Genomic DNA, 11,365 nt, shown 5'->3' with positions numbered 1-11,365 from the left:
GTGATTTTTTTATGAGTAAACCTAAACACGAATTGAAATATTTTATTAATACAGCTGACTATCTAGCTATTAAAAATAGAATTAAATATATTGCTTCATTAGACATAAATGCTAGTTCCTCTGGAACATATCATATTAGAAGCCTTTATTTTGATAATTTTAATGATAAAAGTGAAAATGATGCTATTAAATTTATAAATAACTCAGTAAAAAAACATGTAGTTAAATCTAAAACTGTTTCTGCAAATTCAGGAATTGAATTAACTATAGAAATTAGATTAAAAGAAATGTCTACACAATTTGTAAATGAATTAAGCCATATTTCAGGAGTAAATAACGTTGTTTTAGTTAGCTATAATGGCGAATATATGAGCTAAGCTAATAGGTGGTGAAAAAATGATTTCAAATAAACATTTTAATATAATTGTTGCTTTATTTATGGTAATAGCTCTTTGTTTCTCATCACTTATTATGCTATTACCCAAAAGCAGCACTTCATCTACTTCAATAGAACAACCAGATTATATTACTACAATCTTTAATGATGATTCTGTAATAGAAATAAATATTGAAATGGATGAAGATTCTTGGCAAGAAATGTTAGATAATGCTGCTTCCGAAGAATATACCGCTGCTAATATAACTGTTAATGGAACTACCTATAATAATGTAGCCATCAGACCTAAAGGAAATTCTAGTCTATCTCAACTTGTTACTGATGATTCGACCGAAAGATATAGTTTTAAAATTAAACTTGATAAATATGTTGATGGTCAAACCTTAGATGGACTTAGCAAGTTAGTATTAAATAACAATATGTCTGATACAACTTCTATGAAGGAATATTTATCTTATAAACTACTTGATTCATTAGGCATACCAACCCCAGCCTGCTCATATGCTCATATAACAGTTAATGGTGAGGAATGGGGGTTATATCTTGCTGTTGAGCCTATTGAAGAAGAATTTATTGAAAGAAATTATGGCTCTATTGATGGTAATTTATATAAACCCGAAAGTGATAACGTAGCTATGGGTGATAAAGACAATAATGAAAATAAAATTATGGATAATAATAATTTTTCTCCTTCAGAAAATACAACATCAGAAAATAATAACAAAACTACAATAGATAATCCTATAGATATGCAAAATCAATCTAATATGAATAATGGAGATTCTAGCGGACAAATGCAGATGCCTCCTGATATGAACACTGGAAATTCTACTGGAGAAATGCAGGCACCTCCTGATATGAATAATGGAAATCCTTCTAGAGAAATGCAGACACCTCCTGATATGAACAATGGAGATTCTAGCGGACAAATGCAGACACCTCCTGATATGAATAAGCAATCCACTAATGACTCTACAAATCAACCTCAAATACCTAATGGTATTGGTGGTGGAATTGGTAGAAATTCTAATGGTGCTAACCTTGTATGGAATGGAGATGATATTTCAAACTACTCTGCTATTTTTGACAATGCTATTTTCAAAACTACAGATAGCGATGATTATACTAAAATATTAGATATGATCGAACATCTTGATAGCCTTGATGATATAGAGTCATACTTAGATGTTGATGAAGTGCTTAAATACTTTGCTGCAAATACATTCTTAGTTAATTTAGATAGTTATGTTTCTAATATGAATCATAATTACTACTTATATGAAAATGATGGTATAGTAAGTATTTTACCTTGGGATTATAACTTATCATTTGCAGGATTCCAAGCTGGTTCAGCTTCAAATGCAATTAATTTTCCAATTGATTCACCTGTTTCTGATAGCTTAGAAGAAAGCCCTCTAATAGGTAAACTTTTAGAAGTTGATGAATATAAAGATATTTACCATCACTATTTAAATGAAATAGTTGAAAACTTCGTTAATAACGGCACTTTAGAAACACTAATAACTAAAACTGATTCATTAATAAGTAGCTATATTCAAAATGATGCTACTGCATTTTATACTTACGATGAATATAAAGCTTCACTATCTAACTTAATTAACTTTGGTTATGATAGAGCAACTAGTATTGCAGCTCAACTTGATGGTTCTCAACCTTCAACAAATACTGGGACTATAGAAACTACAGTAGATTTAAGTGCTATGGGACAACAAGGTGGCGGAAATGAAAAAGGTGAAATGAATAATATGAGAGGTTCATCTGATACTACTCCTCCCAATGCTGATAGTTCTACTCCACAATCAGATAATACAACTGAAAGTAGTATGAATATACCTAATAGTAATACTACAAGTAATTTCCCAGGAAATATTAGTAGTAATACTTCGGATTTAGATCCTTCAATTATGATGCAAGCAATGCAAATTATTCAAAGTTCCGAAGATGGTAGTATTACAGATTCAATTAAAACCGAATTATTAAATTTAGGTTTGACTAATGAAGAAATAACACAACTTTCATCTATTCAAATACCTAATCAAGATAATAACGGTATGCATGATATAAAAAATAATAATTTAGCAATGGGGCCAGGTAATATATCTACTGATAATACTAATTTAATAATAACTCTTTCATCAATTGTATTATTAGTAATAGCATTAGTTTTTGTATCATTCTTCAAGAAAAGAAAATACATTAGTTAATAGTTATAGTAACGAAGAAAATAATTTAGTTTACTACATTAATACAGAAAAATTGAAATATTATATTGAAGGGAATATTAAAATTGAGCCATAGAATTTAATAATTGATGGAAGATAATTTGCGTTAAGAAGATTATATGTTTGAAGCCGATAGGCAAGTTTATAATCTTTAGCAAATTATCTGAAATCAATTATATAAATTCAAAGCGAGATTTCACTGATTCCCGGAAAGATAATATTTTATTTTTTCGTTATTTTATGTGTAAACTATTTAACGCTCTTAACTTCGTATTCTTGAAATCTGTATTTTTGTCCTGTTGGATTAACTTTTCCTTCTGGAACCTCTTCAACAAACATATCGTAAGGTCTTACAAAAAGCCCACACTCTCCATATAATGCTCTATATAAAACCATAGTTTCTTGAGTTTCTGAATGTTTCACAAAATCCTCAACTAAATATAAATCGCCTTTAAAATGTCTAAATATTTTTCCTTTTAAATTAGATATATCTCTCATATTTTTTCCTCCGTAAGTAAACTTTTATTAAAATTAAAAGAAACAGTCTGCTATTAACAAACTGCTTCCTCTATTATATCACTATTTTTTATTTCAGTATTTACTTCATCTTCGTAAATTAAATACTTTCCATGAACCTTAATAAAATAATCTCCACAAAGATACAATGGATATATAAGCCATATCATAGCCACATTTACATCAAATTTATATTTGGCCCAAATAATTAAAACAGCTACAAATGAACTAACAACTAAAACTCCATTATTAATAATTAATTGTTTTATATCATTAATTTTTATAACCCTTAAATTAATCACAAATAATATAATTGTAAAAATTGAATATAATGCTGATTTTAATAAGTTTTCTATATTATAAATATCAACTCCATACTTTTTCATATAAAGCACATATTCAATCTTTTCCTTATATTCTTTTCCCATCTTACTCCAAAAATCAAAGTCAGACCACTTATTTGGTATCATATCCAATGGAATTGAAATTTTAATATTTGTAACTTTAAAAAATATAAATACAAAAGTCAGTGCCATAATAATATATATACCTACTAAAACTGGTTTATTTCTTGATTTAAATAAGCTACTTATTACTTTAATTAAAATTAATACTAAAGCAATTATTGGAAATATCATTGATATAAACTTAGCTAACATATAATATACATTACCATTAATAGCTAACTCTGAAATTCCAAATCTCATTTTGAAATCTTCTATTTTATTTAAAGTAAAATCAGTACCATCTATTGTTAAACCATCTAACGCTTTCATCGAATCATCTGGAATCTGAATAATCATATTTGATTTAGACCCCTTTAAAATTCCTCTTACAACTAATGTTCTATCATTATAAACAATTTCTCTACCTATACAGTTACTACTTCCAAATAGCTTATAAGATGTATCATTATCTATTAAACAACCTTCCAAATCATCAGCAAATAAATTAGATCCCTTAACTAATAAATTAGATGAACCTTTTATAGCTAACACATTTAATTCACTTGCACTTTTCCCTAAATCTGGGTTAGTGGCAGATTGTAGTGATTCTTCTGCCCATCCTACTACAGCTAATTCCTTTTCTGATTCTTTTATACTATTGACTAATTCTAAATTATACTTATCATTTTCAAAATAAAAGTTTAAAGTTTTATTGTTACTTTCTATATTATTTGCATAACCTAAAGATATTCCCCAGCACATAATTAAAGCAAACATAAGAATTATTCTAACTATGTGCTTTAAGTACCTTATCATTCAGTCTCCAGGCGAACTCTATCGCCATCTTCTACTGTTTTATTACTATCAATTATTATTTTATCATTTCTTCCTAATGATCCATCAGATACTGCTGCATATTCTCCGTCTCTCTTTTCAACTTTAACATCAACCTTCTTGGCAGTTAATTCTTCACCAAGTACAGTTTCCTTTTCAGTAACAACTAAAATATAATAACTATCCCCATCACCTTGTCTTAATGCTGCTAACGGAACACATGTACCATATTTTTTTGATTTACTTGAAACTATTATTTCTCCACTTTCATCAATTTCGCCTATTCCAACTGGTAAAACAACTGTAACTTTTAAGGTATCTGGATTATCATCATTTTTTGAAATAGAATCAATAGTTAAATTTTCAATAATTCCTGATGAGCCCAAATTTAAAGCAACTGTTTGTCCTTGTTTTACTAATGTTCTATTACTTTTATCAATTTCTCCAACAAATTTATATCCCTCGTTCTTATCTGCAATTGATGCTATAGTATCAGTAGTAACTCCTCCATTTTCAGCTACAACACTAGTAACTATTCCTTCTTTTTCAGAAACAATCTTTCCACTAGCATCTAGTAAAGGCTGAAGTTTTGCAAGTTCCTTATTATATTCTTCAATTTTAAGAGAATCTTTTGTATCTTGAAGTGACCTATCTAAATCAACGGTATCATTAGAATCTGCTACTGCTGAATTATATAGTTCTTTCTTTGATTCATAGTCAGCCTTTAAACTTTCTTCCATCATTGAATCTTTTTCTTCTTCACTTAAATTATTATAATTATCTAATGCTTGCTTTGCTGTATTCATTTCATTTAAAGCAGTTTGTACAGCCTTCTTTTTAGTGTTTATAGCCTTGTTGTAATCTTCCGTTGCACGTGATAAAGTCTTTTGTTCTTGTTCAATATTCTTTTTAATTTCATCAACTTTAGCTTGTAAATCATCCTTATCAAGTTCAACTAAAGTATCTCCAACCTTAATACTTGACCCAACACTTATATTTACATAATCAATCTTAAGTCCCTCAACGACTGAAATCTTTTCTTCTCTATTTTTAGCTACTACTCCTTTAGCCTTAACTTCATCTACTATTGTTTTTGACTTAGGAGTATCAACTTTAATTCTTGGTATAGTCATAGAATCTGCAGCTCTAGATAACATAGTGCATCCTATCATCAATACCAAAAAAGCAAATAAAGCTTTTACTGCTTTTTTTTGCAAAGTATCTTTTCCTTTTTTTATATATTTAAAATTTATAATCTTTTTAATCTTTTCATTTTTACTCATAAATTATCATTCCTTTACTGCTGATGCTGCAATACCTTGCTCTAAATAGCTTTGTCCTGCAAAAAATACTATTATAGCAGCTATTAATGTTACAGCAGATGCTGTAAATGCTATATCAGCATTTTCTAAAGTAATATTGGGTAAATAAATCGATAATGGCCATAATGCCTTATCTTTTAAGAATGTAAGTGGTTGTTCTATTAAATTCCAGTATTCTAAAAATTGTAATACTACTGCAGACATTATGCCTGGCATTCCTAAAGGAACACCTATCTTTGCAAAAATAACAAGTTCACTAGCCCCGTCTATTCTTGCAGATTCAATAATTGACTCTGGTATATTACAGAAGAATCGATACATTATAAATACTGAAAATGTAGAAAATATAGCTGGTAATATAATACTTGCATGACTGTCAAGTAAATGCATTGTATCTAATACTAAATAACTTGATAGCATAGTTACTTGGAATGGCATTAACATTACAACTATATAAATAGTAAATAATATTTTCTTAAATGGGAATTTATATCTAGCAAATCCCCAAGCTGCTGGAATTCCAAACAAAAGTTGTCCAGCTACAGAGAAAAATACTATTTTTACTGAATTCCAGAACATTACGAAAAACTCTGGAGTATCTAATAATAACTCTATATATGATTTTAGTGTTGGATAGCTAGGCAATAACCCCCAGCTTACAAATCCTTTTCCTTTTTCAGATAAAACTGGCCCTAAATAAGCTGTTAATTCATCTACTCCCATAAATGATCCTGCTAATAAAAATATAACTGGGAAACACATAAATATAGATATAGCAACTAATATAATAAATAATATCTTTTTCTTCATTGTATAAATCACCTCACTCTAATCTTGCTTTTCCCAAGCTCTTTGTAATAGCATAATTAAAACAAATATCACAATGGCCATAAGAACTGAAGCTGCTGCCATTTTATCAAACGATAATTCTCTAAACCAATTATTAAACAAATGTTGTAATAAGTACATACTCTTATCTGGATAATCACCAGCAACCAAGTATGCTTCTCTAAATACTTTAAAAGAATTAAGAAGTGATAAAACCGAAACTGTATATAAAGTAGGCTTTAAACAAGGCAATGTAATCTTCGTGAAACATTGTATGTTATTAGCACCATCAACTTTAGCAGATTCATATATTTCCTTAGATATAGAATTTAATCCTGCTAGCCATAAAATTATATTATAGCCAAGATTCTTCCATATATAACTAAATACTAATATCCAAAAAGCCCATCCTGTACTCATCCAATCTTGGCCAGCAATATTAAACTTATCTAAAAATCCACTTAAGAATCCATTTTGGTTAAAAACAATATTCCATATTAACACTACTGATGCAATTGGTACTGCCATTGGTATTAAAAATGCTGTTCTAAGTACCTTTGATGCTTCTGTAAATTTATTTAATGCAACTGCTAATAATAATGATAATGTTAATAATAACGGTATACATATAAGTACAAATCTTATTGTATTACTTGCGGCTAACTTAAAAGCTGCATTATTGAACACTTCAACATAGTTTTGTACTCCTGTGAATTCCCTTGAAATTGCACTTTGGAAAGATCTAATAAATACATCTAAGAAGGGAAGCAATGTAAAAATTGCTACCCCTATTAAACTTGGTAATACAAAATACAACCCTGTATATTTTGTCTTTCTCTTAATCTCTTCTTGTTCAACTTTTTTTGTCTTTGCTTTTCCTATTTTTTTTAATTGCTTTATTTTATTTTCTTTTAACTCTTCCATATTACTCCGATAAGTATAAATCCAAGTTATCTACAACTGTATTTATAGCATCCTCTAAAGATATTTCCCCTTGTGCATATGAATCAAATTGTTTTGCAACTTCTGTTAATAAAACCGTATTTACTGTAGTTCCAACATTTAAGCTTTCTATTTCACCTTTTAACTTACTTACATCTTCATCATTAGGTAATAATATATTTACTTCTTTTGAATTTCCAAATTCATCAGACCATCCCCATGTACCTTGAGTATAATGATTTGTTGCTTCATCAAGCTCTAATTCATATCCTTCTTCCTTCATCTTTTCGATAGAAAAGGCATCATTAAATTTATTTACATTTATACTAAATCCATCACTAGAATATCTATCATTAGAGTTACCATTAAGTAATGAAGTTACTATTTCTTTTGCTTGGTCTTTATTTTTTCCTTTTGCATTAATTCCAACTATGTTAGAAGGAATAAATATATTTTCTTCTCCTCTAGTTAAAACTTTATAACTAATTTCCGGAGAGTTATTTAATACAGTAACCATTGTTCCATAATCATAAGTTCCAGAAAGCCCACCCATAGCTAATGATGATGATCTATCAAATAAGAATGAATCTGCATAAATAGTTGGATTTAAATAATACTGTAAATCATATACTGCATATAGATCCTCATAATCTTCTTCACTATATTCTCCATCAACATCTTCATCAATGTACTCTTCACTATCAACACTCATATCAAAATCTTCACTATATTCCTCTAATTGTGAATACTTATCTTCCATAGTTTTCATATATGCTTCTTCATTAGTTTGAAGATAGCCATACATTTCATTAGCTTTTGTAAAGAAATTATTTAATGCTTCTTCATTTATTGTATTATCATCATTTAACCAATCATTACCGTATAAATAATATAATAAATAAACTAAAGATCTCGGACTAAAATAATTCTCAAATATCCTTTTATCTGTTTGTGTAGATAGTTTTTTAGTTAATTCAACTAATGAATTCAAATCTGAAACCGAATCTATATCTTCCTTATTACCTAGTAATATTGGATATTTAAAAGATGTTGGTATTTGATATATCTTTCCATCATTAGTATATGCATCAGCAATATTCTTAAAGATTGTTCCATCTTCAACTAAAGGATTTATTATATCACTCATATCTTCTAATAAACCTTTTTCTATATATGATTCTGCAGTTAATCCATCTAAAATTACGACATCTGGACCATTTCCAGCCATTATTTCTGTATTTAAAGTTTTAAGTGCATCTGATTGAGTTGTCCCATCACCATAATTTAATCCAATTTCATATTTAACATATGTATCTGGATGTTCTTTAGCATAGCTTGAAATAGCTTGTCTTATTGTATAATTTTCTAATAATGAGTAAACAACTAATTGATTTTCAGGAACTGAAGGAATATCTGGATCATAAGTATAATTAATAACTGATAATCCACTATTTGACCAATCACTAAATACAGCTAAGAAATTTTTTTCACCTTTTTCAACAAAGCCCATTAATTGACTTTCATTATCCCCAAAAGTAGAAATTGCACCATCTATAATCATATCTGCTTTTTCACTTTTCATATCATAAGCATATAAGCCTAAAGTCGTATAATAGTAAAGTGTATCTTTGCTTCCTGAATTAACAAAAGTCGGATAATAATTAGAATTTTCTCCTAAAGCCTCTTTTTCTAAAGCTTTTAAATTTCCTTTTTCTTTACCATTTGTAATATCATATTCAATAATTGCATCATATGAAGTTGTAATTAATGAATCTCCTACAAATACAAAATTATCTATATAATCGCTACCTTCATAAACATATTTTTCTTCAAATGTTTCTCCATCAAATTGAACAACTAACTCATTGTTACTACCAGCTGAGAAAAATACATCTCCATTAGGTGCACATTTAAAAGTATTATATCCCCATGACTCTTCACCATCATTATATGATTCAAGATCTAAATCAATATCAGTTATAGTTCCATCAGTTTCAATAACTGCATACTTAAATTCTGGCTCTTCATAGCTATAATCTCCCTCATTCATAATTTCACTATCTTCACCTTCAGTAGATAATGAATCATCAACCGCTCCTTCATCTTCTGATGGTTCAACATATGGATCAGCAAAATAATAAGACACTAAAATTCTTCCATCATTTAAATATCCAATATTATTTGTATATGTTTCCTTGCCTTCTTGTTTCGGCAATTCTATAGATTCATTTGTCCAAGTTTGTCCCCCATCTTCTGATATAAAAGCACTTTCTTTAGAAGTTTCTTCTGAATAACCAAACATTGCTATTCTTCCATCTTCTAATGTTGTTAGATTCTGAGCATATCCATTTGTTGGCGATTCATATCTTTCTTCAACATATCTTCCCATTGAAGATTTTCCGCTCCCCTTTGAACACCCTGTGATACCAACAGCTAATGTAAACGATAAGGTAATAGCCATTATTTTTTTTAAATTTTTCCCCATATTTGCCTCCAGTAAATTTTATTATTTTACATTTTATTCTATAATAACACTTTTTAATATATTTTAACATATTATTCTTTATTTTTAACATGCTAATAAATTTCTCTTTATTATTAGACTTCCACATTTACCAAAAAGTCCCATATAAATCTTATAATATAATAATTAATATTAAGTTAATTAAAACTTAATTTTTTCTTACAATTATTTTCAACAATTTATGAAAACAAAAAAAGCCAGCTTTCGCTAACTTTTATATTGCCCATTTTTTATTACCTGTAAATGAAACATTTAACCATTTATTATAATCAATATGCTTTATAGCATCATTTATTTCTTCTCTTACATTATCCATTTGATCTAAAGTTTTAAGCTTACTATCTTTATTATAAATAAAATCTATTTCAATTCTAAGTTCACGTCCAATTTTAGAAACTCTTGTTATAGATTCTTCAAAATTGTACTCTTCTTCAATTTCTTTAACTAATACATAAATATCATCATTTATTTCATCATCTGCTTTTACGCATATTACTTCTTTAAAACTCTCTATAAATCCTTTTAATGGAATTCTAATACAAATTAATGAAACAATTATTGTCATTCCTGGATCTATATATGGATTTAAGAAATTTAATTTAGTATTTGCTAATACCATTGCAACTAAAAACGCTACTAATACAGCTGCACTTAATGCTGTATCCATAAACCATTGAGTACATTCTGCTTTGATAAGTTCTGAAGATAATGCTTTTGCTTTTACTTTCATATAGTAAGAAATTCCCACACATCCTACAACCGATACAATCGAATATATAAGTGCTAATCCAAATTCTAAACTATTACCACCACTAGCTATTGTTTTTACAGCTTCAATTAATGAATATAAACACATAATTGCAATTATTAATGATTTTATAGAAATAACTATTGGTTCTAAAATATGTTTACCAAAAGGAAATTTTTCAAAATCTCTTTTAGCCATATATTTATTAATATATAAGGATATCATTGATAAAATTACGCTGATAAATGAATATAATCCATCGAATATAATCATATCAGAATCTATCGCTCATCCCCAAGCAATACCAAATAGTGCAAAGAATAACGCACCTACTACTGATATTTTTAATATTTTATTCTCTAGTTTCATTATTCTCACCTCTATTCATATATAAAATTCTAAATTTAAAAAACTAGATACTATTATAATACAGCAATCATGTCAATTTTGAAATGATTAAAATGCTATAAAATTGCAACTAATATATGCATTTTACTTCATTACATTTTTGGTAAATAGCTTAAATGTACCTATTTTATTATTAAAATGTACCTATTTTAATATT

9 protein-coding genes are annotated in these 11,365 nt (G+C 28.1%); 2 read left to right on the top strand and 7 right to left on the bottom strand.

Annotated features, from left to right (window positions below; translation table 11 throughout):
- The first annotated feature begins 11 nt into the window (after positions 1–11).
- Together HCG70_RS17325 and HCG70_RS02270 are read left to right on the top strand one after the other, a co-directional pair.
- Complete coding sequence (locus HCG70_RS17325; protein ID WP_260457715.1) at positions 12–377, top strand: VTC domain-containing protein; 366 nt, start codon at positions 12–14, stop codon at positions 375–377.
- A 19-nt stretch (positions 378–396) separates the two neighbouring features.
- Positions 397–2,622 (top strand): CotH kinase family protein, encoded by a 2,226-nt coding sequence (locus tag HCG70_RS02270; RefSeq protein ID WP_221697444.1) that lies wholly within the window; start codon positions 397–399, stop codon positions 2,620–2,622.
- A gap of 267 nt (positions 2,623–2,889) precedes the next feature.
- Here HCG70_RS02270 and HCG70_RS02265 read toward each other — a convergent pair whose 3' ends face one another.
- From HCG70_RS02265 to HCG70_RS02235, 7 genes are all read right to left on the bottom strand, one after another.
- The gene (locus HCG70_RS02265; RefSeq protein ID WP_042397880.1) at positions 2,890–3,138 is read right to left on the bottom strand and encodes a DUF1653 domain-containing protein; all 249 of its coding nucleotides are present in this window, start codon (positions 3,136–3,138) and stop codon (positions 2,890–2,892) included.
- A 53-nt stretch (positions 3,139–3,191) separates the two neighbouring features.
- Positions 3,192–4,418 carry an ABC transporter permease gene (locus HCG70_RS02260; RefSeq protein WP_195952946.1) on the bottom strand — a complete coding sequence of 409 codons (1,227 nt, stop codon included), beginning with the start codon at positions 4,416–4,418 and terminating at the stop codon, positions 3,192–3,194.
- Positions 4,415–5,719: an efflux RND transporter periplasmic adaptor subunit gene (locus HCG70_RS02255; RefSeq protein ID WP_042397886.1), complete on the bottom strand. Its 1,305-nt coding sequence runs from the start codon at positions 5,717–5,719 to the stop codon at positions 4,415–4,417. Before HCG70_RS02255 ends, HCG70_RS02260 begins: the two co-directional genes overlap by 4 nt.
- A gap of 6 nt (positions 5,720–5,725) precedes the next feature.
- Positions 5,726–6,568 (bottom strand): carbohydrate ABC transporter permease, encoded by an 843-nt coding sequence (locus HCG70_RS02250; protein ID WP_042397889.1) that lies wholly within the window; start codon positions 6,566–6,568, stop codon positions 5,726–5,728.
- A gap of 18 nt (positions 6,569–6,586) precedes the next feature.
- Entirely contained in the window at positions 6,587–7,510 is a 924-nt protein-coding gene (locus tag HCG70_RS02245; RefSeq protein ID WP_078061312.1) for a carbohydrate ABC transporter permease, read from the bottom strand.
- A 1-nt stretch (position 7,511) separates the two neighbouring features.
- Entirely contained in the window at positions 7,512–10,013 is a 2,502-nt protein-coding gene (locus HCG70_RS02240) for an ABC transporter substrate-binding protein (RefSeq protein WP_042397892.1), read from the bottom strand.
- A 253-nt stretch (positions 10,014–10,266) separates the two neighbouring features.
- Positions 10,267–11,073 (bottom strand): cation diffusion facilitator family transporter, encoded by an 807-nt coding sequence (locus HCG70_RS02235; protein ID WP_042397895.1) that lies wholly within the window; start codon positions 11,071–11,073, stop codon positions 10,267–10,269.
- Between the last annotated feature and the right edge of the window lie 292 nt (positions 11,074–11,365).

Source organism: Clostridium sp. K04, from assembly GCF_019734375.1.
GTDB lineage: Bacteria > Bacillota > Clostridia > Clostridiales > Clostridiaceae > Clostridium > Clostridium saudiense.
This window is presented reverse-complemented; position numbering and strand designations above follow the sequence as displayed.

Excerpts from the sequence above, each read along its gene's own strand:
- HCG70_RS17325 (WP_260457715.1), top strand. The coding sequence starts at position 12 with ATGAGTAAACCTAAACACGAATTGAAATATTTTATTAATACAGCTGAC.
- HCG70_RS02270 (WP_221697444.1), top strand. The coding sequence starts at position 397 with ATGATTTCAAATAAACATTTTAATATAATTGTTGCTTTATTTATGGTA.
- HCG70_RS02265 (WP_042397880.1), bottom strand. The coding sequence starts at position 3,138 with ATGAGAGATATATCTAATTTAAAAGGAAAAATATTTAGACATTTTAAA.
- HCG70_RS02260 (WP_195952946.1), bottom strand. The coding sequence starts at position 4,418 with ATGATAAGGTACTTAAAGCACATAGTTAGAATAATTCTTATGTTTGCT.
- HCG70_RS02255 (WP_042397886.1), bottom strand. The coding sequence starts at position 5,719 with ATGAGTAAAAATGAAAAGATTAAAAAGATTATAAATTTTAAATATATA.
- HCG70_RS02250 (WP_042397889.1), bottom strand. The coding sequence starts at position 6,568 with ATGAAGAAAAAGATATTATTTATTATATTAGTTGCTATATCTATATTT.
- HCG70_RS02245 (WP_078061312.1), bottom strand. The coding sequence starts at position 7,510 with ATGGAAGAGTTAAAAGAAAATAAAATAAAGCAATTAAAAAAAATAGGA.
- HCG70_RS02240 (WP_042397892.1), bottom strand. The coding sequence starts at position 10,013 with ATGGGGAAAAATTTAAAAAAAATAATGGCTATTACCTTATCGTTTACA.
- HCG70_RS02235 (WP_042397895.1), bottom strand. The coding sequence starts at position 11,073 with ATGATTATATTCGATGGATTATATTCATTTATCAGCGTAATTTTATCA.